Source organism: Pseudomonas sp. 210_17 TE3656 (assembly GCF_054821965.1).
On the sequence record NZ_JBTRBC010000001.1, the window covers coordinates 5,209,316 to 5,231,453 of the forward strand.

General features: G+C 61.9%; 18 protein-coding genes. 9 read left to right on the forward strand and 9 right to left on the reverse strand.

The window, feature by feature from the left end:
• Nucleotides 1-18: 18 nt before the first annotated feature.
• Nucleotides 19-717: a pirin family protein gene (locus tag ACVI9W_RS24040; RefSeq protein WP_461531491.1), complete on the reverse strand. Its 699-nt coding sequence runs from the start codon at nucleotides 715-717 to the stop codon at nucleotides 19-21.
• A 221-nt stretch (nucleotides 718-938) separates the two neighbouring features.
• Here ACVI9W_RS24040 and ACVI9W_RS24045 point away from each other — a divergent pair, with 221 nt between their 5' ends.
• Complete coding sequence (locus tag ACVI9W_RS24045) at nucleotides 939-3,413, forward strand: UvrD-helicase domain-containing protein (RefSeq protein ID WP_461531492.1); 2,475 nt, start codon at nucleotides 939-941, stop codon at nucleotides 3,411-3,413.
• A gap of 115 nt (nucleotides 3,414-3,528) precedes the next feature.
• Here the strand turns inward: ACVI9W_RS24045 and ACVI9W_RS24050 are convergent, their stop codons facing one another.
• Complete coding sequence (locus ACVI9W_RS24050; protein WP_461531493.1) at nucleotides 3,529-3,741, reverse strand: cbb3-type cytochrome c oxidase subunit 3; 213 nt, start codon at nucleotides 3,739-3,741, stop codon at nucleotides 3,529-3,531.
• A gap of 11 nt (nucleotides 3,742-3,752) precedes the next feature.
• The gene (gene ccoN / locus ACVI9W_RS24055; protein ID WP_461531494.1) at nucleotides 3,753-5,180 is read right to left on the reverse strand and encodes a cytochrome-c oxidase, cbb3-type subunit I; all 1,428 of its coding nucleotides are present in this window, start codon (nucleotides 5,178-5,180) and stop codon (nucleotides 3,753-3,755) included.
• 449 nt (nucleotides 5,181-5,629) lie between these two features.
• Between ccoN and ACVI9W_RS24060 the strand changes: the two genes are divergently transcribed.
• The 5 genes from ACVI9W_RS24060 (at nucleotide 5,630) to ACVI9W_RS24080 (ending at nucleotide 10,995) form a co-directional block, all read left to right on the forward strand.
• Nucleotides 5,630-7,231 carry a phosphopantetheine-binding protein gene (locus tag ACVI9W_RS24060; protein WP_461531495.1) on the forward strand — a complete coding sequence of 534 codons (1,602 nt, stop codon included), beginning with the start codon at nucleotides 5,630-5,632 and terminating at the stop codon, nucleotides 7,229-7,231.
• Nucleotides 7,218-8,795, forward strand: a complete 1,578-nt coding sequence (locus ACVI9W_RS24065; RefSeq protein ID WP_461531496.1) for a class I adenylate-forming enzyme family protein — start codon at nucleotides 7,218-7,220, stop codon at nucleotides 8,793-8,795. The genes ACVI9W_RS24060 and ACVI9W_RS24065 overlap by 14 nt, the downstream gene beginning before the upstream one ends.
• A gap of 37 nt (nucleotides 8,796-8,832) precedes the next feature.
• A complete protein-coding gene (locus ACVI9W_RS24070) occupies nucleotides 8,833-9,759 on the forward strand; it encodes an alpha/beta fold hydrolase (RefSeq protein ID WP_461531497.1) in 927 nt (308 codons plus the stop codon).
• A gap of 12 nt (nucleotides 9,760-9,771) precedes the next feature.
• Nucleotides 9,772-10,455, forward strand: coding sequence for a ribulose-phosphate 3-epimerase (gene rpe, locus ACVI9W_RS24075; RefSeq protein WP_461531498.1), 684 nt, complete (start codon nucleotides 9,772-9,774; stop codon nucleotides 10,453-10,455).
• A 111-nt stretch (nucleotides 10,456-10,566) separates the two neighbouring features.
• Nucleotides 10,567-10,995 carry a MarR family winged helix-turn-helix transcriptional regulator gene (locus tag ACVI9W_RS24080; RefSeq protein WP_157192387.1) on the forward strand — a complete coding sequence of 143 codons (429 nt, stop codon included), beginning with the start codon at nucleotides 10,567-10,569 and terminating at the stop codon, nucleotides 10,993-10,995.
• Between the two features lie 12 nt (nucleotides 10,996-11,007).
• Here ACVI9W_RS24080 and mobA read toward each other — a convergent pair whose 3' ends face one another.
• The 3 genes from mobA to ACVI9W_RS24095 form a co-directional block, all read right to left on the reverse strand.
• Nucleotides 11,008-11,583 (reverse strand): molybdenum cofactor guanylyltransferase MobA, encoded by a 576-nt coding sequence (gene mobA / locus ACVI9W_RS24085; RefSeq protein WP_461531499.1) that lies wholly within the window; start codon nucleotides 11,581-11,583, stop codon nucleotides 11,008-11,010.
• Nucleotides 11,584-11,644: 61 nt separating this feature from the next.
• Nucleotides 11,645-14,773, reverse strand: a complete 3,129-nt coding sequence (locus ACVI9W_RS24090) for a multidrug efflux RND transporter permease subunit (RefSeq protein WP_461531500.1) — start codon at nucleotides 14,771-14,773, stop codon at nucleotides 11,645-11,647.
• Nucleotides 14,774-14,784: 11 nt separating this feature from the next.
• Complete coding sequence (locus tag ACVI9W_RS24095; RefSeq protein WP_461531501.1) at nucleotides 14,785-15,963, reverse strand: efflux RND transporter periplasmic adaptor subunit; 1,179 nt, start codon at nucleotides 15,961-15,963, stop codon at nucleotides 14,785-14,787.
• Nucleotides 15,964-16,120: 157 nt separating this feature from the next.
• Here ACVI9W_RS24095 and ACVI9W_RS24100 point away from each other — a divergent pair, with 157 nt between their 5' ends.
• Nucleotides 16,121-16,822, forward strand: a complete 702-nt coding sequence (locus ACVI9W_RS24100) for a response regulator (protein ID WP_038610422.1) — start codon at nucleotides 16,121-16,123, stop codon at nucleotides 16,820-16,822.
• A 7-nt stretch (nucleotides 16,823-16,829) separates the two neighbouring features.
• The gene (locus tag ACVI9W_RS24105) at nucleotides 16,830-18,128 is read left to right on the forward strand and encodes an ATP-binding protein (protein WP_461531502.1); all 1,299 of its coding nucleotides are present in this window, start codon (nucleotides 16,830-16,832) and stop codon (nucleotides 18,126-18,128) included.
• Here the strand turns inward: ACVI9W_RS24105 and ACVI9W_RS24110 are convergent.
• The 3 genes from ACVI9W_RS24110 to ACVI9W_RS24120 all read right to left on the reverse strand — a co-directional run bounded on the left by ACVI9W_RS24110 (nucleotide 18,103) and on the right by ACVI9W_RS24120 (nucleotide 21,468).
• Complete coding sequence (locus ACVI9W_RS24110; protein ID WP_038610426.1) at nucleotides 18,103-19,218, reverse strand: GGDEF domain-containing protein; 1,116 nt, start codon at nucleotides 19,216-19,218, stop codon at nucleotides 18,103-18,105. The two genes, ACVI9W_RS24105 and ACVI9W_RS24110, sit on opposite strands and share 26 nt — an antisense overlap.
• Before the next feature lie 97 nt (nucleotides 19,219-19,315).
• The gene (wecB, locus tag ACVI9W_RS24115; RefSeq protein WP_461531503.1) at nucleotides 19,316-20,470 is read right to left on the reverse strand and encodes a non-hydrolyzing UDP-N-acetylglucosamine 2-epimerase; all 1,155 of its coding nucleotides are present in this window, start codon (nucleotides 20,468-20,470) and stop codon (nucleotides 19,316-19,318) included.
• 71 nt (nucleotides 20,471-20,541) lie between these two features.
• Entirely contained in the window at nucleotides 20,542-21,468 is a 927-nt protein-coding gene (locus ACVI9W_RS24120) for a LysR substrate-binding domain-containing protein (protein WP_461531504.1), read from the reverse strand.
• A gap of 97 nt (nucleotides 21,469-21,565) precedes the next feature.
• Here ACVI9W_RS24120 and ACVI9W_RS24125 point away from each other — a divergent pair, with 97 nt between their 5' ends.
• Complete coding sequence (locus ACVI9W_RS24125; protein ID WP_191831770.1) at nucleotides 21,566-21,994, forward strand: PACE efflux transporter; 429 nt, start codon at nucleotides 21,566-21,568, stop codon at nucleotides 21,992-21,994.
• Nucleotides 21,995-22,138: the final 144 nt, after the last annotated feature.

Consider the following 22,138-nt stretch of genomic DNA (forward strand, 5'->3'; position numbering starts at 1 on the left):
CCGCGATAAGGCTTAAAGCTATGCCACATCCACCAGCACGATCTCGCTGTCTTCCAGCGCTGTCACCCTGAGCACCTGCTCATCCTCAATGGCAACACCATCGCGCGCTTCGGCCCGCACGCCGTTCACCTCGATCAGCCCCTTGGCCGGCACCAGATAGCCGCGCCGTCCGGCTTCAAAGCGATATTCAGCACTTTCCCCTGCGTGCAGGGTTGCCGCCACCAGGCGTGCATCGGCGCGAATGCGCAGACTGTCCTCATCGCCTTCACGACCGCTGGCCAGGGTCACGAAGCCTTCGCCACGCTCGCCTTTCGGGAAGGGCCGGGTGCCCCACGAAGGCGCCTGTCCGACGCGCTCCGGCACGATCCAGATCTGGAAGATCCGCGTATCGACTTTTTCCAGGTTGTACTCACTGTGGGTGATGCCGGTACCGGCACTCATCACCTGCACATCACCGGCCTCGGTGCGGCCCTTGTTGCCCAGGTTGTCCTGGTGGCTGATGGCGCCTTCTCGCACATAAGTGATGATTTCCATGTCGCGGTGCGGGTGCGGCGGGAAGCCGCTGCCTGCCGCAATCAGGTCGTCGTTCCAGACCCGCAGGTTGCCCCAGTGCATCCGTTGCGGGTCGTAGTACTCGGCAAAGGAAAAATGATGGTGGGCGTCGAGCCAGCCATGGTTGGCATGGCCAAGGCTCTTGAAAGGGCGCAGTTGCAGCATGATGGGCTCTCCTGGTGAGTCGGTTGATGGGAGAATCATCGCTGAATCTATGATCGAAAATAAGCGTAAATTTCGACTTATTTCAATCGATTTGTTAGATATATACAGTTGCGGTGCTTTATACGCTTCATCGTCTAATTCACTGATCTGCAAGCAATCAGCTGGTGATTTCTGCCGGATGGAGCGAACATGAGCGCAGGTTTTTTCTTGTTGGAGTCAGTGTGTCTGAAGAGCGTCCCAAGCTACCCCTGGAGTTGACTCCACCTGCGCAATTGCCCTGGATCCGGCGCCTGGCGGCGCGCCTGCTGGGCCGGGGCTTGAGCCGTTTGCAGGCCCAGCACCGCGATTCCTGGTTCCAGGGCCACGCCACTGGCCAGCGCACCGGGCACGCCGACGGTTTGCGCGAAGGCTACGAAGAAGGGCGGGTAGACGGCTATGAAGCCGGGCGCCAGGTGCTGGTGATCCGTGATACGCGTCCCGACGGCCATGGCGTGCCGGGGCAGGATGACCACCTGTTCGACGACTGGCGCCTGCCGTTGACGGCCGAGTTGAAGAAGCGCTTCAAGGCTGACGTCGCCCTGCGCCTGCCAGCGTATGCCCAGCCAAGCGCGGCGCAATGGAAGATGATCTTCAGCGATACACCTTCTACCTGCGTGATTGCAGGTGCCGGGGCTGGCAAGTCGACGTCGCTGGTACTGCGCATCCTGTTGTTGCGTCATTACCTGGGCTACGAGCTGGACGCCATGACTGTGGTGACTTTCACCCGTGAGTCGCGCAAGGATTTCATTGCCCGTCTGGTGCAGGTCTTCGGCCTCTGGCAGCTTGAGCTGAGTCCCGCCCAGGCTCGTGAACTGGTGCGTACCTTCCACTCGCGCATCCTGCCGCTGGTGCGTAGCCTGCCGGGCTTCAACCAGGTGCGTGCGTTCGAGACCCTGGGCAGCGAGATGCCGGGGGGCAGCGAAGCCAATGCCGAGAGCAATCCGTTCGACCTGCGCATCAACGACGCCCAGCGCCAGCAACTCAACCTGTGCTACCGCGACCTGCTCAACAGCAGCCCGCGGTTTGCCGAGCTGATTGCCAGCCTGCGCCGCGAAGCCCTGCAACTCAAGGCCCTGGACCGCGATCACCCGGATGTGCAAAAGCGCGTGGCCGTCACCCAGCTGTCCGCCAGCCGTGACGAAGAGCTGTGCGACACCCTCGAAGACCTCTGGTTTTCTGCCGGCGCCTGGCCGATCAAGGGTATTGAGCCGAGCCGCGAGACAGTCGAGATCAACGGCAGCCGGTTCCACTTCCATGGCCATATCGCCGAGCTGGACGCCTGGGTCGTGCTCGGTTTCGATCCGGGTGAAAACCAGCAGTACAAGCGTCCCGGGGCCAAGCTTCCGGTCTGGGCGGAGTGGGTGATCAAACGCACCCTGTTTCAAGCTTTCTGCGATAAGCCTGTGATTTGGTTGGAAAACTATGCTGCAGCCAAGCGCCTGACATCCTCCCTGGCGGGTGATGCAGTGGCCGGGCCGGGCTTCGATTACAAGGTCAAGGGTGAGCTGTCGGCGGTGCCGCTGCTCGATGCCTTTGTCGGTGCCGCAGGCTTTATCGAGAACCTTGGCCTTGAAGTAAACCAGGCGGTGGGCGCCATGAGCTTTCCCGCAGGCGACAGCGATGCGCAGTTCTTCGAAGCCCTGGGCCTGTACTGGAAGGCCCTGGAGGCGCACCTGCTCGCCCAGTCGCCACCGATCATGAGCTACAACCGCATGTTTGCCCTGTTCGGCGAGAACAACCCGGAGAACCTGCGCTTGCTGCCTGACCCGCTGTTGCGGCCACTGGCGCACCTGATGATTGACGAGTTCCAGGACGTCTCGCCGCAGATCGTCTCGTGGTTGCGGGCCTGCCTGCGCGAGATCCGCAGGCGCGGCCCAAGCCTCAACGTCGGGCGGGTAGCCCAGCATTCCTCGCTGCTGTGTGTGGGGGATGACTGGCAGTCGATCTACGGCTGGCGTGGCAGTTCGCCGAAATTCTTCATGGAGTTCAGCAAGGAGTTTGTGTCCCCAGGCAATACCCGGGTGATGCTTGCCGACAACTACCGCAGCCATCAGCACATCATCGACGCGGCCGAGCATATCGTGAAGTCGGCACCGGCGATTACCGGCAAGAAGGCCAGAGCCTGTGGCCCGGCGGCAGAGGATCCGCTGCCAGTCAAAGTGCTTGAGCGTGACGAAGCGGCCTTGGTACAAACGTTGATGGAGCATTACCGACGCGGCGAATCGGTGATGATGTTGTTTCGAAAAAGCAGCGATAAGCTATTGATATCTGAGCATATCAAACCTTTGGTAAATCACGAGGCCGGGCTGCCAGCCAGCCAGCGCCGGTTCCGCCAACTGACCTATCACAGTGCCAAGGGACTGCAGGCAGACGCGGTGTTCATGCTCGGTGATTGCCAGCACCTGACCAGTTCGCCGTACAAGAACCAGGTGTACCGTCAGGCCGGGTTGGGGCGTGCGGGGGATCCGCTGGCATTCGACAACGCCCAGAAGGATGAAGTATTGCGTCTGGCTTATGTGGCCATCACGCGTGCGGCCAGGCATTGCTATTGGTATGTAGAGAAGCCGAACGCAGAGGCAGCCAATCTGCCCAGAGCGTCCAGTCAGGTAGATGGACGCAAGGCGTTTTTCGAAGATGGACGCGAAGCTGCTGGTTGACCTGTAGGAGCGGATTTATCCGCGATGGGGCGCGCAGCGGCCCCAAAGACTGGGCCTGCTGTGCAGGCCATCGCGGATAAATCCGCTCCTACAGGTTTGCGGTGTTCCGGGCTGATCAGGCCTTCAGCGCCGCATCCGGCTTGACCGCCGGCACCGGTTTGCCGGTTGCCTGCTCGACCCGCTGTGCGGCGGCCGGGTCATCGGCAAACGGCATCAGGCTGACCTGGTCGTCTACCTCGCGGCTATGGCCGCGCAGGCAGACGCTGGTGACCAGGTAGAAGAACACGACCCCGTTCAGGCAATACAGCGCATACAGCCACTCGTTCATGGGGGTTCTCCTCAGGCCATCTGGGCGTTGGACAACGCCAGCTTTTCATCTGCCACACGCACCGTGCGCCAGGTGTTGTAAGCCATCAGCAGCATGCCCGTGAGGAACAGCACCCCCCCGATGAAGCGCACCAGGAAGCCCGGATGGCTGGCCACCAGCGCTTCGACAAAGGAGTAGGTGAGGGTGCCGTCTTCGTTGGTGGCGCGCCACATCAGGCCCTGGGCGATGCCGTTGACCCACATCGAAGCGATGTACAGCACAGTGCCGATGGTCGCCAGCCAGAAGTGCGCGTTGATCAGGCCGATGCTGTGCATCTGCTCGCGGCCGAAGACTTTCGGGATCATGTGATAGAGCGATCCGAAGGTGATCATCGCTACCCAGCCCAGGGCGCCGGCATGGACGTGGCCGATGGTCCAGTCGGTGTAGTGCGACAAGGCGTTGACGGTCTTGATCGCCATCATCGGGCCTTCGAAGGTCGACATGCCGTAGAACGCCAGTGACAGCACCAGGAAGCGCAGGATCGGATCGCTGCGCAGCTTATGCCAGGCGCCCGAGAGGGTCATCATGCCGTTGATCATGCCGCCCCAGCTCGGCGCCAGGAGGATCAGCGACATGGCCATGCCCAGCGATTGCGCCCAGTCGGGCAGGGCGGTGTAGTGCAGGTGGTGGGGACCTGCCCAGATGTACAGGGTGATCAGCGCCCAGAAGTGCACGATCGACAGGCGATAGGAGTACACCGGCCGGCCAACCTGCTTGGGCACGAAGTAATACATCATGCCGAGGAAGCCCGTGGTCAGGAAGAAGCCCACGGCGTTATGCCCGTACCACCACTGGACCATCGCGTCGGTGGCGCCGGAATAGACCGGGTAGGACTTGAACCAGCTGACCGGAATCGACAGGTGATTGACCACGTGCAGCATGGCGATCACCACGATGAAGGCACCGAAGAACCAGTTGCCGACATAGATGTGCTTGGCCTTGCGGCGCAACAGGGTGGCAAAGAACACGATGCCATAAGCGACCCAGACGATTGCCATCCACACTGCACCGGTGAACTCGATCTCGGCGTATTCCTTGGTGGTGGTCAGGCCCAGCGGCAGACTGATCAGCATGATGACGATGGTCGCCTGCCAGCCCCAGAAGGTGAAGGCTGCCAGCTTGTCGCTGTACAGGCGCACCTGGCAGGTGCGCTGGACCGCGTAGTAACTGGCGGCAAATTGTGCGCTGCCGGCAAAACCGAAGATCACCAGGCTGGTGTGCAGGGGGCGCAAGCGACCGAAGCTGGTCCAGGGCAGTTCAAGATTGAGTTCCGGCCAGACCAGCTGCGAGGCGATCCATACGCCCATCGCCATGCCGACGATGCCCCAGAACACCGTCATGATGACGAATTGCCGGACCACCTTGTAGTTATAGGCCTGGGCCTGTTGATGTGTGCTCATGGCTAGTTTCCACAGTTCCTGTAAGGCTCGTCCTGCCGAAAAGGGCAGGACACCGGCGCAGACTGTAGGAACCTGCCGATATTCAAAACAGACTCAGAAACTGGGCATAACACCGGATCAGATAAAAGCCCCGTATTTGCTGGGGGTAATGCCCTCTGATATGGACAAGGTGCGACGATTTATCCCTGTTCTGCCTGAAAACTCCTAGAGCACTGTGGCTTTCTGCCACGCCTCTGTGCCAGTGGAATTACCTTGACATCACCTTCAGGGCGCCCTCAAAATTTCTATAAACTTTGCGCGCAAAGTTTTAAGCTTTACCGCAAGATCGTGTCAGTGATGCGCAATCAACAATGAAGCCAATCCGCCATCGAGCGTGTGCGCCGGTGCTTACACGCACGGACCAGCACCGCCGCCAGAGCGGGACACTATAAGAACGATGGGAGCAACAGATGAAGCTTTCCAAGGAACTCGTCATCCAGGCAAAAGCGACGTTCGGGACACCGACCTACCTCTACGATGAAGCGGTGCTGCGCAGCAGTTTCAACGAGTTGCGTGACGCATTGCCGGACTGCGTGGATATCTTCTATGCGTTGAAGGTCAATCCCAACCTGTCCCTGGTAAAACTGATCCGGTCATACGGTGGTAACACTGAGGTCTGCTCGCTGGGCGAACTGGAAATTGCCCTGAAGGCAGGGGTGGCGCCGCAGGACATTATTCTGCTAGGCCCCTACAAGAAGCCTGAAGAGCATCGCCGAGCCCTCGAAGTCGGGGTGTTCGCCATCGTTGTCGAATCGGAAAGCGAGTTGCGCAAGTTGTCTGCCCTGGCTGGGGAGCTGGGCTGTGACGCACCGGTTGCGGTTCGCATCAATCCGAATTTCTCGGCTGCCGGCTCACCCTGGAAGATGGGCGGGCGGCCTACTCACTTCGGTATCCAGGAAGACACCGCAGTGGCCAACTTCGCCGAGTATCTGGCGCTGCCCAACATCAAGATCAAGGGTATTCACGTCTATAACGGCACCAAGATCCTTGATGCGCAGTCGGTCTACGATAACGCCGCGTACATTCTCGGCTTGTTCCGCACCTTGTCTGAACGCCACAAACTGGACATGCGCATGGTCGATGTGGGTGGCGGCCTGGGCATCAAGTACTACGAAAACGAAACAGAGCTCGATACTGCCCAGCTCAAACAGTTGCTTGCGCCGCTGTTCAATGACTTCCACCAGGAGTTCCCGCGTACGCGCATCATCCTTGAGTCGGGGCGCTTCATTGCCGGCAAGTGCGGTGCCTTGTTGGTCACGGTCGACAATATCAAGGAAAACCACGGCAAGACCTTTGCCGTCACCGATGGTGGCACCAACTGCCATGGTGCGGCAGCGGGCAGTGGTCAGGTGCTCAAACGCAACTTCCGCATCATCAAGGCCACCGGCAATAACGGTGCGCCGCTGCGCGAATACCATATCTCCGGACCGCTCTGTAGTCCCGATGACCTGCTCGGGCGCGATGTGCGCCTGGAAACCCTGCACGAAGGCGATGTTCTGGCCGTGACTGCCTCGGGCGCCTACGGTCCTTCGGCTTCGCCGACCCTGTTCCACAGTCATGGTCATCCGGCCGAGGTTGTGGTCAGCAACAATCAGCTGTTTCTCGCCAGGGCGCGGCAGACGGCCTTGGATATTCGCGACAGTCATGCCGATGTGCCGCTTGAAGCGATGCTCAGTACAGCCGCCGCAGTCGAACCAGCTCCTGAAATCCAGCTTGCTACCCAGCGCCAGCTCAGCGACATCCTGCGGGTGGTACTGAAGTTGCCGGAAGGCACGATCATCACGGCCGACTCTCACTTGCGCGATGACCTGGGGCTGGATTCGTTGACCTCCATGGAGCTGCTGATCAGCCTTGAGGACGATATCGAAGGCTTTTTCGTCAACCCGGACACCATTGTTCCGGGGCATTTCAATACCGTGGCGACCCTGGCCGGTTACATCGATGCTCATCGACAGACCCGCTCGGTGGGGCGCCCGCTGGGCGTTGTCGAGGTGCAGCATGAGCGTGCGTGAAGTCCTTTTGCAGGATGTGCTGGAAACCCGCAACGGTTTGCATCCGGACAAAGCTGCGATCATCTATGCCGATGAAACCTACACCTATGCGCAGCTGGACGAAGCCAGCGCGCGCCTGGCAGCAGGCTTGCAGGTCAATGGCCTGCAGCGCCAGGAGCGGGTGGTGGTTTGTCTGGGCAACCGCGTCGAAACAGTATGCGCTTTCTGGGGGATCCTCAAAGCCGGTGGCGTAGTGGTCAATGTCGGTCTGGATACCTCAGCCGACTGCCTCGACTACATCGTTCGCGATGCCGAGGCCTCGGTGTTGATCACCACCACCGAGAAAATCGCCAGCCTGCCGGCGAGCATCGCCGACCTCGCGCATCTCAAGCTGATCGTGCTGCTCGATGGCGAAGCCGGTTCGACCGTGGCCCAGACCTTTGAAAGCCTGCTCGGGCAGGGCGGCGGCGAGCCGTTGCCGTGTGGCAACCTCGACCTCGACCTGGCGGCGATCATCTATACCTCAGGCTCCACCGGCGCGCCCAAAGGCGTGATGCTGACCCACCGCAACATGCTCGCGGCGCTGACCTCACTGCACACTTACCTGGGGTACAACGACACCGACAAGGTGCTTTGCTCGCTGCCGCTGTCGTTCGACTACGGCCTGTACCAGATGATCATGGCCATCAGTGCCGGATCTACCCTGGTGCTGGAAAAGGAATTCACCTGGCCGATTTTCCTGATCAGGAAGATCCGCCAATACCAGGTGACGGTGATCCCGTTCGTGCCGACCATGCTGACGCTGTTGCATGAGTACGCGCGCAAGCGCGAGGCGGTGTTTGCCGACGTGCGCATGGTCACCAACACTGGCGCCGCGCTCAAGGCACCGCATATCGCCCAGATGAAGGCGCTGTTTCCCCAGGCGCTGATTTTCTCGATGTATGGCCTGACCGAGTGCAAGCGCTGCACCTACCTGCCACCTGAAGACATCGACAGCAAACCGGGCAGTGTCGGCATTGCCATTCCCAACACCGAGTTGTGGCTGGTGGATGAGCAGGACCAGCGTATCGATCAGCCTCATCAGGTCGGACAGCTGGTGATTCGTGGCGCCACGGTCATGGCCGGCTATTGGCGCAACCCGGTAGCCACCGCACTCAAGCTCAAGCCTGGGCGCTATCCGGGGGAAAGCGTGCTGTATACCGGCGACTACTGCAGCCTCGACGAGGACGGCTATTTGTATTTTCGCGGCCGCATGGACCATATGATCAAGTCTCGGGGCATGAAGGTCAGCCCCAGTGAAGTGGAGGGCTTTCTCTACGCCATCGACGGTGTGGAAGCCGCTGCCGTGGTCGGTGTCGAACACGCCTCGGTCGGCGAGGGGCTGTGTGCGTTCATTACCTTGGGGCAAGGTGTCAACCTCAGCGCCGAGCAGCTGCTTGAACGTTGCCGTCATGGCCTGGAGGCGTACAAGGTGCCGTTATCGATCAGCATCGAGAGCAGCCTGCCACGCACCGCCAACGGCAAGATCGACCTGCTGCAGTTACAGCGCTCGGCAGGTACCACACAGCCGCTGGTGGCCGGATGACAACCGGTACACGGCGGCCCCGCAGGGAGAGCCACCCATGAGTCCGGGCCACAGCGGGCGCGACCAATCGCTGGACGTCAATGGCAACCACTTTGCCTTGCGTACCTGGGGTAATGAACGCGGGCATCCGGTGCTGGCCTTGCACGGCTGGCTGGACAATGCCGCCTCCTTCGAGCGCATCGCGCCGTTGTTGCGCGATTGCTTTGTGGTTGCCCCGGATCTGGCCGGGCACGGACGCTCACAACATCGCCGGGCCGACAGCGGTTACTACCTATGGGAACACGCCGACGATATGAACGCCCTGGTCGAGTGCCTGGGCTGGAAGCGTTTTTCCGTACTCGGCCATTCCATGGGCACTGGCGTGGCGTCGATTCTTGCGGCGATGAGCCGGGGTATCGACAGCATGGTGTTTATCGATGGCATGGGCGCACCGTTTACCGTGGACGACGGCAACACCGTCGAGCACATGCGCAAGGCGCAACGCTTGCTGCGATTGGCGCTGCGCACCCGCCTGCACGGCTTCAGCGGGCCTGAAGAGGCTCAGTTCAGCAACCTGGAGGCCGCCATCAACGAGCGGCGTAACAGCATCGACGGCAGCCTCTGTGCCGAAGGAGCACGCTTGCTGGCCCTGCGTGACCTGCTCAATCTGGGGCATGGCTTTCGCTGGCGCCATGACCCGCGCCTGGTGCTCCCCGAACCGCTGCAACTGACCGAACGTCAGGCTTGTGAATTCCTGCAGCAGATCAGTTGCCCTTTGCATGTGCTGCTCGGACACCAAGGGCTGTTCACGGGTAATGCCTTCGACAAACGAAAAAACGCCTTGCCTGCGGATACCCGTGTGCACTGGCACGACGGCGGTCATCATTTTCACCTGGATGCCCCCACGCCTGCGCTGATCGAACAGCTCAATGCAGCGCTGGGGCTGGGTGATTCGGGACCGCGGCAACGCTTAGTCAATGAGTAATGGAGTACGTGTGTGAAAGATTTCTGGATTGCTCCATCGATTCTGGCGGCCGATTTCGCCCGGCTGGGAGAGGAGGCCGAGCAGGTGCTGGCGGCCGGTGCCGATGTCATCCATATCGATGTCATGGATAACCATTATGTGCCCAACCTGACCATGGGCCCGCAGTTCTGCAAGGCCTTGCGCAGCCACGGTATTACCGCGCCGATTGATGTGCACTTGATGGTGACGCCGGTGGACGGCATGATCCAGGCCTTCGCCGATGCAGGCGCCGATTACATTTCGATTCATCCCGAGGCAACCCTGCACCTGGACCGTTCCGTGCAACTGATCAAGGACCTGGGTTGCAAGGCGGGGCTGGTGTTCAACCCGGCCAGTACCCTGGACGCTGCCCAGTACGTGCTTGACCGGCTTGACCTGATCCTGCTGATGTCGGTCAACCCGGGCTTTGGCGGCCAGCGTTTCATCCCGCAGGTGTTGCCCAAGATTGCCGCAGCGCGCAAGCTGATTGATGACAGTGGCCGCAACATCCGCCTGGAAGTGGACGGCGGCGTCAATCTGCAGACCATCGGTCAGGTTGCCGCGGCAGGCGCGGACATGTTCGTCGCCGGCACGGCAATCTTCGCCCAGCACAACTACCGCGAAACGATCTCGGCCTTGCGTCGCCAGATTGCTGACGCTGTGACCAACCGCACCTGATAATAAGCGGACTTACCCACGATTCTCGCGAATCCAGCATGAGTTACCTGTCCTTGCATAACAATACCGAAATCACCTTGCAGGCGTTCAGTCGGGTCAAGGGAGGTGGGCATGCTTGACCCGACCTTCGACTTCGACAAGATGCTGTGCTTCTCGCTGTACTCGACCGCCAACGCCATGGTTCGCGATTATGCCGAGCCATTGAAAAAGCGTGGCATTACCTATCCGCAATTGCTGGTGATGGCCGGATTGTGGGGCAAGGACGATGTGTCGATCAGCGCCTTGAGTGAATTGACCCTGTTCGACCTGGGTACCTTGACGCCTATTGTCAAACGCCTGGCCGATAACGGCTTTATCACCGTGTACCTCGACCCGAACGATCGCCGTCGGCGCAACCTGCTGCTGACGGACAAGGGCCGTGAACTCAAGGCCGAAGCGGCCCAGGTGTTCAATAGCATGGCCTGCAAGATCGACCTTGGGGAGAGCGAGGTGCAGCAGGTGCTGAGTGTGTGCCAGCGGATTCGTTCGCGGTTGCGCTGACACAGGCCTGGATCAGCCCTGGAGAAACTCCGGCGTATTGAAATTGCTCAAGCGCCGATCATCCTCCGGGTATTCCAGCGCCCGCACCGGATGCTTGAGCAGCGCCCGCTGAATCCCTCGATCACCCTGTTGCCAGGCCTGTTCAAGGTCATCGCGCAAGGCGCAGGGAATCAGGCTGAACATTGGCTGCCAGTAACCGCCCTGGCGAATCATTGCCGGTTGCCCCTGGTCATTGGCCTGGCTGAGCAGATCAACAATCAGTGCGCTGTCGATCAATGGGGCATCACAGGCCAGTACCAGCATCCAGGCATGGCGTGCCACTGCAAGCCCCGCCAGCACGCCGGCCAGCGGCCCGGGGAAGTCGGCCTGGGCGTCACTGACCAGGTGATCGGCAAAGGGCCGGTACTGGTCCTGGTTGCGGTTGCAGGAAATGATCAGGTCATCGGTCAGTGGCCGCACGACCGCCTGGATATGGGCAATCAGTGGCTTGCCCTGCCAGGGCAGCAGGCCCTTGTCCTGGCCGCCCATGCGCTGGCCGCGACCGCCGGCCAGCAGAAGAATGGAGCAGGGTGGAGTGGCGGCGGGCATGGGTAGGGTTCCTGGCAGTGTCAGCCGCTTACCTTCCCATGCACGCCGTCAACTGTCCAGATCAGTGCTCTTCGAGCGCGGCCTGTGGCTGTTGTGCCCGGGTCCGGCGCTTGCCGGTCAGGCGCATGACCACGACGAAGAACACCGGCACGAACACCACCGCCAGGGTGGCACTGAGCATGCCGCCGATCACTCCGGTGCCGATCGCCTGCTGGCTGGCCGAGCTGGCGCCGCTGGCAATTGCCAGCGGTACCACGCCGAGGATGAACGCCAGCGAGGTCATGACAATCGGCCGCAGGCGCAGGCGCGCGGCCTGTACCGTCGCTTCCACCAGATCATGGCCGTCATCGACCAGGCTCTTGGCGAACTCGATGATCAGGATGGCGTTCTTCGCCGACAGGCCGATCAGGGTGATCAAGCCGACTTTGAAGAACACGTCGTTAGGCATGCCGCGCAAGCTCACGGCGATCACCGCACCGAGCACACCCAATGGCACCACCAGCAGTACCGAGGTCGGAATCGACCAGCTTTCATACAACGCCGCCAGGCACAGGAACACCACCAGCAGCGACAGCGCCATGAGCATCGGCGCCTGGGCGCCAGACAAGCGCTCCTGCAGCGACAGCCCGGTCCACTCCAGGCCCATTCCCAGCGGCAGCTGATCGACCAGGCGCTGGATCTCGTCCATCGCCTGGCCCGAGCTATAGCCCGGTGCCGGTTCGCCCGACACCGCGATCGCCGGGTAACCGTTGTAGCGCGTCAGTTGTACCGGGCCGGTGATCCACTTGGCCTGGACAAAGGCGGACAGCGGGACCATCTTGCCGCTGTTGTTGCGCACATGAATCTTCAGCAGGTCTTCGACCTGGGCGCGCTGGTCGCCTTCGGCTTGCACCACCACGCGCTGCATGCGCCCCTGGTTGGGGAAGTCATTGACGTAGTTGGAGCCTACCGCGGTATTGAGCACATTGCCGATATCGGCAAAGGACACGCCCAGGGCGTTGGCCTGCTTGCGGTCGACTTCGAGCTGTACCTGCGGGCTTTCGGCCAGGGCGCTTTCACGCACGTTGACCAGCACCGGGCTCTTTTCGGCATTGGCCAGCAGTTGGTCGCGCGCGGCCATCAACGCCGCATGGCCGAGGCCGCCACGGTCCTGCAGACGGAACTCGAAACCGCTGGAGGTGCCCAGGCCGTCCACCGGTGGTGGCAGCACGGAATAGGCAATGGCGTCCTTGAGCTGGCTGAAGGCCGCGTTGGCGCGGTCGGCAATCGACTGGGCACTGTCGTCGGCACCGCGCTCGGACCAGTCCTTGAGCGTGGTAAAGCCCAGCGCCGCGTTCTGACCGTTGCCGGAGAAGCTGAAGCCGAGAATCAGCGTGCTGTTACCAACCCCTGGTTCTGTGGCGTTGTGCGCCTCGATCTGCGCCGCCACCGCTTCGGTACGCGCCCGGCTGGCGCCTGGCGGCAGCTGGATGTCGGTGATGGTGTAACCCTGGTCTTCGGTGGGCAGGAACGAGGAGGGCAACTGGCTGAAGCCGTAGACCAGGCCCGCCACCAGCACCAGGTACACCATCAGGTAACGACCGCTGCGCTTGAGGGCCTGGATCACCCAGCGCTGGTAGCCATTGCTGAGGTTCTCGAAGCGACGGTTGAACCAGCCAAAGAACCCGCGTTTTTCATGGTGCTCGCCCTTGGCGATGGGTTTGAGCAGTGTGGCGCACAGGGCTGGGGTCAGGCTCAGGGCGAGGAACGCCGAGAACAGGATCGACACCGCCATCGACACCGAGAACTGCTGGTAGATAACCCCCACCGAGCCGCTCATGAAGGCCATGGGCAGGAACACCGCCACCAGCACCAGGGTAATGCCGACAATCGCGCCGCTGATCTGGCCCATGGCTTTTTTCGTCGCTTCGCGCGGCGCCAGGCCTTCTTCGCTCATGATCCGCTCGACGTTCTCCACCACGACAATGGCGTCGTCCACCAGGATGCCGATGGCCAGGACCATGCCGAACAGGGTCAGCACGTTGACCGAGAAGCCCAGCAGCATCATCACCGCGAAGGTGCCCATCAACGCCACCGGCACCACCAGGGTCGGGATCAGGGTATAGCGGATGTTCTGCAGGAACAGGAACATCACCGCAAACACCAGGGCCATGGCTTCGAGCAGGGTGGTGATCACTTGTTGGATCGACACCTTGACGAACGGCGAGGTGTCGTAAGGGATATCGAACTTGGCGCCTGCTGGCAGGTAACGCGACAGCTCGGCAAGCTTGGCCTGCACCAGCGTCGCGGTTTCCATGGCGTTGGCGCCGGGCGACAGTTGCACGCTGAAGGCACTGGTGGGCTTGCCGTTCAGGCGGGTACCGTATTGATACTCCTGGCTGCCGATCTCGACCCGGGCGACATCGCCAATGGTCAAGCGCGAACCGTCCGGATTGGCACGCAAGACAATGTCTTCGAACTCCTGCACCGTACTCAGTTGGCCCTTGATCACCACGTTGGCGGTGATTTCCTGGCTGCCGGTGGTGGGCAGATCGCCGATGCTGCCTGGCGCGACCTGGGCGTTCTGGGCGGCAATCGCCTCGTTGACATCATCCGGGGTGAGGTTGAAACCGATCAGCTTCTGCGGGTCGAGCCAGATCCGCATGGCCCGTTCCGAGCCATACAGCTGGGCCTTGCCGACGCCCTTGAGGCGGCGGATCTCGTTCATCACGTTGCGCGCCAGAAAATCGCTCAAGGTCACTTCATCGAGACTGCCGTCCTCGGCGGTGAGGGTCACCAGCAACAGGAAGCCGGTGGACACCTTTTCCACCTGCAGGCCCTGCTGGGTAACCGGCCGTGGCAGGCGCGACTCGACCACTTTCAGGCGGTTCTGCACATCGACCTGGGCCAGGTCCGGGTTGGTGCCCGGTTCGAAGGTGGCGGTAATGGTGGCGCTGCCCAGGCTGCTTTGCGAGCTGAAGTAGAGCAGGTTGTCGGCGCCGTTGAGCTCCTCTTCGATCAGGCTGACCACGCTTTCGTCGATGGTCTGCGCCGAAGCCCCCGGATAGACGGCATAGATTTCTACCTGCGGCGGCGCCACATCGGGGTACTGGGCGACCGGCAACTGCGGAATCGCCAGGGCACCGGCCAGCAGGATGAACAGCGCGACCACCCAGGCGAATACCGGGCGATCAATGAAAAACTGCGGCATGAATCAGGCCCTCACTGGCCGGTGGTCTGAACGATGGAAGGGGCGTCCTTGCCCGCGTTGTCGACCTGTACCTGGTCGCCTGGATTGACGTGCTGCAGGCCTTCGACCACCACCCGGTCACCGGGGGCCAGGCCTGCGCTGACGATCCAGCGGTCGTGTTGCACGCCGCCGAGCACCACCGGGCGCTCGCTGATGCGCTGCTGGGCATCGACCAGCAACACCCTTGGGTTGCCGGCGCTGTCCCGCAGGATGGCGCGCTGCGGCACGCTGATGCCTTGCTGTTTGATCGCTTGCTCCAGGCGTACGCGAATGAAACTGCCCGGCAGCAAGTCAAGGTCGGGGTTGGGGAACTCGCTGCGCAAGGTGATCTGCCCGGTGCTCGGGTCGACACTGATGTCGGAGAACAGCAGCTTGCCCGGCAGCGGGTAGGGCGTGCCGTCGTCCTGGATCAGGGTAGCGCCGGCCTGGTCCTGACCCACCTGTTGCAGCTCGCCGGCACGCAGGGCGCGGCGCAGGGCGGTGAGTTCGCGAGTCGACTGGGTGACATCGGCATGGATCGGGTCCAGTTGCTGGATGGTTGCCAGCGGCGTGCTCTCGTTCTGGCCGACCAGTGCACCCTCGGTTACCAGGGCTCGGCCGATGCGCCCGGAAATCGGCGCGGTGACGGTGGCGTAACCCAGGTTCAGCTTCGCCCGTTCCAGTGCGGCCTTGGCTTCGGCGACGGCGGCATCGGCCTGCATCAGCGCGGCGCGGGCGTTGTCGTGGTCCTGGCGGCTGACGGCGTTGATGGTGATCAGTTCGCGGTAGCGCTGATCCTGCAGACGCGCCTGATAGCGCGTGGCCTCGGCCTTGGCCAGGGTTGCGCGGGCGCTGTCGTAATCTGCCTGGAACGGCGCCGGGTCGATGCGAAACAGCACGTCGCCCTGTTTGACGTCGCTGCCCTCACGGTACACGCGCTTGAGCACCACGCCGGCCACACGGGCGCGGACCTCGGCGGTGCGCGGGGCGAGGATACGGCCATTGAGCTCGGTGCTGATGGCCAGCGGCTGGATTTTCACCGTCTCGATGCTGACGGTGCTGGGCGGTGCCTGCTCGGCATCGACGGCGCTGTCATCGCACGCGCTCAGGGACAGCACGATGGCAAACAGCGGCAGCAGGGCGCACAGACGGACGGGGCTTGAACTGAACATGCGGATCTTCCATAAATGACCCGGCAATGCTAAGGCAGGAGGCCAACGTCCAACTGTTAAGCTGTGTAGGCCGAGTGTGAAAAAGTGTGAAGGGTTGCGCTGGCTGCGCACAAGGTCCTATATCCTTGCCTGACTTTCCCAGCCTGTCAAACTAGCCATGCCGAATATCCTTCTGGTCGAAGACGACTGCGCCTTGTCCGAATTGATCGCCAGCTACCTGCAGCGCAATGATTTCTGCGTCACGGTGATTGCCCGTGGTGATCACGTGCTGGCCGAGGCTCGCCGCATCAAACCGGACCTGGTGATCCTCGACCTGATGCTGCCGGGCCTTGATGGCCTGCAGGTCTGCCGCCTGTTGCGCGCCGAATCGCAGTCGTTGCCGATCCTCATGCTCACCGCCCGTGACGACAGTCATGATCAGGTGCTCGGGCTGGAGATGGGCGCCGACGACTACGTCACCAAACCCTGCGAACCACGGGTGCTACTGGCCCGGGTGCGGACCCTGCTGCGCCGCAGCAGCATCAATGAGCCGCGCCTGGAAACCGATCTGATCGTGGTCGGCGGCCTGCGCATCGACCTGGCCGAACGCAATGTGTTCTGGCGCGAGCAATGGGTGGAACTGTCCAGCGGTGAGTACAACCTGCTGGTGGTACTGGCACGCAATGCCGGCGTGGTGCTCAGCCGCGACCGCATCCTGCAACAGCTGCGCGGCATCGAGTTCAATGGCACCGACCGTTCGGTGGACGTGGCCATCTCCAAACTGCGGCGCAAGTTCGACGACAGCGCCGGCGAAGCGCGCAAGATCAAGACCGTGTGGGGCAAGGGCTATCTGTTCAGCCGCCTCGAGTGGGAGTTCTGACACCGGTATGCTGAAGATCCTGATTCGCCTGTACCTGGTGATCATCGCCGCGTACGCCGGTGCCCTGTTGCTGATTCCCGACGCCATTGTCGGGGCGTTTCATGAGCGCTTCATCGCCTACAACCTGAACCAGGCCAAGGGTGTGCAAAAGCTCATTGTCGAACGCTTTCAACAGGTCCCGGCCGAGCGCTGGCCGGCCGTGGAGCGTGAGCTGGCGGCGGCTTTTGCTCCGCTGCAGATCGAGTTGCGGCGCCAGGACCAGATCGGTCTGGCGCATGCCGAGCGGGCGCGGCTGGCGGCTGGCGAGAATGTCGTACGTCTGGGCGACTGGGGCTATTACAAGTCGGCTCTGGCACCTCTGGACGCAACCTGGGCGGTGGAGCTGCGCAATCCTCCGGACCCACTGGATATCAACCTGATTTCCTGGGGCGTCACGGTGCTGATCGTTGCCGCCTTGCTTGGCTGTCTGCTGCTGTGGGTCTGGCCGCACTGGCGTGACCTCGAACGCCTCAAGGAAACCGCCCGCAGCCTGGGCCAGGGGCGCTTGTCGGAACGTACGCAGATTCCGGCGCGCTCGAACATTGGCGAACTGGCCGAGGTGTTCGACACCATGGCCCAGGATGTCGAACGGTTGCTGACCCAGCAACGCGAACTGCTCAACGCCGTCTCCCATGAACTGCGCACGCCGCTGACCCGCCTTGATTTTGGCCTGGTGCTGCTGTTCGACGAAGTACCGCCGCATTGCCGCAAGCGCTTGCTGGAACTGGTCGGGCATGTGCGCGAGCTGGACGAACTGGTGCTTGAGCTGTTGTCCTACAGCCGCTTGCAGAACGCCGATCAGGCGCGCGAACGCGTCGAGGTGTCGTTGCTGGAGCTGGTCGACAGCATTCTCGGCAGCTTTGCCGAAGAACTCGATGGCCGCGGTATCGAATGGCAGGTGCGTGCCGACGACAACCTGCCGCGCTTTATCCTCGACCCGCGCCTCACTGCCCGGGCCCTGCAGAACCTGGTGCGCAATGCCATGCGCTACTGCGACCGGCAATTGTTGTTGCGCCTGAGCCTGGATGCCGAGGGTCACTGCCTGCTGACTGTCGAGGATGACGGCATCGGTATTCCGGCGGATCAGCGTGAATTGATCTTCCAGCCGTTCTACCGCCTGGACCGCAGCCGTGATCGCGCCACCGGTGGCTTTGGCCTGGGGCTGGCGATCAGCCGGCGGGCGATCGAAGGGCAGGGTGGAACATTGACCGTGAGCCAGTCGGCGTTGGGCGGCGCGCAGTTCAGGATTCGTCTGCCGCGGGGCTGAGCAGGGGATTTGTGGCTTCCCGCCACAACACATACCGATCCTTGCCGCCATGCTTGGCCTGATACAGGGCTTCATCCGCCTTCACCAGCGCATTGCTCAGGTTATCTTCGCGGCGTATCCGGGTCAGGCCAATGCTGATGGTGACCGGGTGCTCGGCGGCATCTTCGCGGACCCGTTGGCACAGCGCATCGACGCGCTGCTCGGCGTCAGCCTGATTGATGCCCCAGAGGTAGATGGCAAACTCTTCACCCCCCAGGCGTGCGTACTCGAACTCGGTCATCGATGCCTTGATGTTGGCCGCGGTACGTTTGAGCACGACGTCGCCGATGTCGTGGCCGAACTGGTCGTTGACCTTCTTGAAGTTGTCGATATCGACCATCGCCAGGTAGCGGCTCTGCTCGTCGTCTTCCTGCAGGTGGGTCTGAGCCTTGGCCATGAATGAGCGGCGGTTGGGGATCTCGGTGAGGGCGTCGACATAGGCCTGGTCCAGCAGCACCTTGGACATGTAGAAGTTGTACAGCTTGGCGCGGCGCATTTTCAGGTAGGTGTAGAGGATCAGGCCGTTGATGAACACGGCGTAGCAGATGAACATCACACCGCGCAGATCCAGCAGGTGCAAGCCGGGTACCTGGAAGGGGTGAAGATTGATCCAGGTGATCACCAGCGCGGCGAAAAACGACCAGCGCCGCACCGGCAGTACCGACACGCTGTACAGCACGCTGGAGGCGCCCAGCATCAGCCAGGCCGGGCGCAGTTCTTGCGGCAGGCCTTCGATCACCAGGCGCATGGCCAGGGTGATGACGCCGATGAATACCAGGTTGAGGAGGTCGAAGTGCCCGGCCTTGCGGGTAAACGCCAGGATGATGCTGAGGGTCGCCATGACCGTGATGAAGGCCATCGACTTCCAGGTGAAGTCCTGCTGGCCCAGGTAGCTGACGATCAGGTCGAACAGTAACCAGATGCCGATGCTGATGCCGAAGATCAGCAGGCAGAACGAATGCAGACTTTCGAAATCATGCTGGCGAAACTCCCGGCGCAGCTCGGGCGGTGCGATATTCCTGCGCACCTGTTGTTCGATGGTCTTGTACATGGCGGCCTTGCGTATTCGATGAGTTCTTGTAGTGCTTCCATTGCCGCTCAAGGTTAGCAGGCCCGCTGCACAGGGGTAACATCGACCATCGCCAACCTCATGCCTCGGGACGTTCGCGAGGGTTTTCCTCAAGCCAGCGGCTCAGCCGTTCGGCGATACGCTCGCTCGCATGGCCATCGCCATAAGGGAGGAAGACGCGACTCATCTGCTTGTAGGCTTCAGGGTCGTCGAGCAGCAAGCTGGTTTCCTTGACGATCCGCTCGGTCTGGGTGCCCACCAGTTTCACGGTGCCGCCTTCGAGCACCGAGTGCCGCTCAGTGACTTTACGCAGTACCAGCAGCGGCTTGCCCAGCGCCGGCGCTTCTTCCTGGATGCCGCCGGAGTCGCTGAGAATCAGGTAGGCGCGGTCCATCAGCCAGACGAAATGCTGGTAGTCCTGAGGGGGTACCAAGAGCATGTTCGACTGGCGCGAGAGCAGCGGGTATACCGATTTTTGCACCTGTGGATTGAGGTGCACCGGGTAGACGAACTGTACGTCCGGGTAGCGCAGGGCCAGTTCCGCCAGGGCCAGACAGATGCGCTCGAAGCCCGGGCCGAAGTTTTCCCGACGGTGGCCGGTGATCAGCACCAGCCGTTGGTCATCGCGCAACTGCGCCAGCGGGGAGCCTGCGCCCGGCTTCCAGCGGCTCTTGATCAAGTGTTCGCGCATCCACAGCAAGGCATCGATGACGGTGTTGCCGGTGACCTCGATCTGCTCTGGCGCCACGCCTTCGCGCACCAGGTTGTCGCGTGCGCGGGCGGTGGGCGGGAAGTGCAGGTCGGCGAGCACCGACGTCAGGCGCCTGTTGCCTTCTTCGGGCCAGGGCGACTTGAGATTGCCGGAGCGCAATCCGGCTTCGACATGACCGATGGGGATCTGCCGGTTGAAGGCGGCGAGGGCGGCAATAAAGCTGGTGGTGGTACTGCCATGGACCAGGACGATGTCCGGCTGGATCCGGGCGTACGTGGCGTCCAGCTGTGCCAGCAATTGCTGTGACAGGCTGTTGAGGGTCTGGTTCTGCGCCATTACCCGCAGGTCTTCATCCACGCTCAGACCAAAGTCCCGAAGCACCTGCTGAAGCATTTCCCGGTGCTGGCCGGTGGAGCAGATGTTCAGCTCGATGTCCGGCCACAGCCGCAGTATTTGCGCCAAGGGGGCCATCTTGATCGCTTCAGGACGGGTACCAAACACCATCATGACTTTGTAGGCCATTGTTGTGCGCTTTTTCCGGTTTTGTAGAGTTTAGATACAAGCAGCCGGAGGCTGGGATGTCCAGTCGGGCCTTATCGCGGGGCAAGCCCGCTCCCACCAGCTTGGTGGGAGCGGGCTTGCCCCGCGATGCTTTCCAGCCAATCGAGAAAAGCCCGCAGCGCCGGTTCGCGCTCGCGCCCCGGTAGCCACACCGCGCTGTACTGCGCTGCCGCAAGGCGCACTTCTTCGCGCCATGGCTGCAGCAGGCCCTGCCTGACACTGTCGGCCACCAGTACGTTGCTTGCCAGCACCAGGCCATAGCCGGCGGCGGCTGCCTGCAAGGCGTAATGTTCGTCGTCATAGTGATGAAAGCGTGCGCGCTGCAGCCAGTCTTCACAACCGGCCAGGGCGCACCAGCGCGGCCAGTCGATAACCACCCCGCTGACCGATACCCACGGCACCGCAAGCAGCGACAAGGGCTGGCCTGCAGGTGGCTCCTGCCAGCCGGGCGGGGTGTACACCGAAAAAGACTCTGCCAGCAGCGGCAAACGCTGTAACTGCGGGTCGGGGTTGAATTCGGCGCGCAAGGCCAGGTCAAAACTGTGGTCGCGCTGCAGGTCGACCACCTCGCTGCCGGTCAGCACCCGTACCTGGATGTCGGCATGGCGGCGATGGAAATCGCCCAGTCGCGGGATCAACCACAGGCTGGCAAAGGCAGCGGTGGTGGTCAGGGTCAGTTGTTGGCGATCGCAAGGCGGTTGCAGCTCGCCGAGGCTGCGCTGCAGGTCGGCCAGCCCCTGATGCACCTGACGATACAGGCGTTCACCGGCTTCGCTGAGCATCACCCCTTGCGCGCTGCGTTGAAACAGCAGCAGGCCAAGGTGCGATTCCAGGCGCTTGATCTGGTGCGAGACGGCTGCCGGGGTCACCGCCAGTTCGTCGCTGGCAGCCTTGAAGCCGCCCAGACGAGCCGCCGATTCGAAGGTGCGCAAGGCCGTCAGGGGCAATTTGGCGAACACGGTGCTCAAGCCAATTGAGGGAGGCTCAATTTAGCTCAATTGAACCGGCGCCTCAACGCAGCTAGGGTGATGTCTCATTTCCCGAATGGAGCCGGTCATGCAAGGCAAGGCGCGTAAAGTGGTTCAGGCCATCCTCTACGAAACCATCGCGGTGCTGTGTGTCGCTCCGGTGCTGTCCTGGGCCTTCGATGCCAGCATGGCCCACTCCACGGCGTTGTCGTTGATCCTCTCGGCCGTGGCCCTGGCCTGGAACATGTTCTACAACTGGGCGTTCGAATACTGGGAAGCCCGCCAGCAGCAGCGCCGGCGTACGCTATGGCGGCGCTTCCTGCATGCCTTGGGTTTCGAAGGCGGCCTGGTGCTGATTCTCCTGCCGGTGGTCGCCGGCTGGCTGCAGATCAGCCTGTGGGCAGCACTATTGACCAACCTCGCGCTGTTCCTGTTCTTCTTTGTCTATGCCTTTGTCTTTCAGTGGGGTTTCGACCGGGTATTTGATGTGCCTGAGTCGGCGCGCGAGCCTGCTTGACTTTGACTGTCGGCCTGCGCTAGTTTTCTCGCCATGAACACATTCCTGCAGTCGCCTCAGCAAAGCATTATTACCGCCATTATCGTTTTGGCGGGCTAGCTGGCACTTGCACCGAACCCGCCCTGGAGGCGGGTTCTTTCTCTC

Excerpts from the sequence above, each read along its gene's own strand:
- ACVI9W_RS24040 (WP_461531491.1), bottom strand. The coding sequence starts at position 717 with ATGCTGCAACTGCGCCCTTTCAAGAGCCTTGGCCATGCCAACCATGGC.
- ACVI9W_RS24050 (WP_461531493.1), bottom strand. The coding sequence starts at position 3,741 with ATGAACGAGTGGCTGTATGCGCTGTATTGCCTGAACGGGGTCGTGTTC.
- ccoN (WP_461531494.1), bottom strand. The coding sequence starts at position 5,180 with ATGAGCACACATCAACAGGCCCAGGCCTATAACTACAAGGTGGTCCGG.
- ACVI9W_RS24060 (WP_461531495.1), top strand. The coding sequence starts at position 5,630 with ATGAAGCTTTCCAAGGAACTCGTCATCCAGGCAAAAGCGACGTTCGGG.
- ACVI9W_RS24065 (WP_461531496.1), top strand. The coding sequence starts at position 7,218 with ATGAGCGTGCGTGAAGTCCTTTTGCAGGATGTGCTGGAAACCCGCAAC.
- ACVI9W_RS24070 (WP_461531497.1), top strand. The coding sequence starts at position 8,833 with ATGAGTCCGGGCCACAGCGGGCGCGACCAATCGCTGGACGTCAATGGC.
- ACVI9W_RS24080 (WP_157192387.1), top strand. The coding sequence starts at position 10,567 with ATGCTTGACCCGACCTTCGACTTCGACAAGATGCTGTGCTTCTCGCTG.
- mobA (WP_461531499.1), bottom strand. The coding sequence starts at position 11,583 with ATGCCCGCCGCCACTCCACCCTGCTCCATTCTTCTGCTGGCCGGCGGT.
- ACVI9W_RS24090 (WP_461531500.1), bottom strand. The coding sequence starts at position 14,773 with ATGCCGCAGTTTTTCATTGATCGCCCGGTATTCGCCTGGGTGGTCGCG.
- ACVI9W_RS24095 (WP_461531501.1), bottom strand. The coding sequence starts at position 15,963 with ATGTTCAGTTCAAGCCCCGTCCGTCTGTGCGCCCTGCTGCCGCTGTTT.
- ACVI9W_RS24100 (WP_038610422.1), top strand. The coding sequence starts at position 16,121 with ATGCCGAATATCCTTCTGGTCGAAGACGACTGCGCCTTGTCCGAATTG.
- ACVI9W_RS24105 (WP_461531502.1), top strand. The coding sequence starts at position 16,830 with ATGCTGAAGATCCTGATTCGCCTGTACCTGGTGATCATCGCCGCGTAC.
- ACVI9W_RS24110 (WP_038610426.1), bottom strand. The coding sequence starts at position 19,218 with ATGTACAAGACCATCGAACAACAGGTGCGCAGGAATATCGCACCGCCC.
- wecB (WP_461531503.1), bottom strand. The coding sequence starts at position 20,470 with ATGGCCTACAAAGTCATGATGGTGTTTGGTACCCGTCCTGAAGCGATC.
- ACVI9W_RS24125 (WP_191831770.1), top strand. The coding sequence starts at position 21,566 with ATGCAAGGCAAGGCGCGTAAAGTGGTTCAGGCCATCCTCTACGAAACC.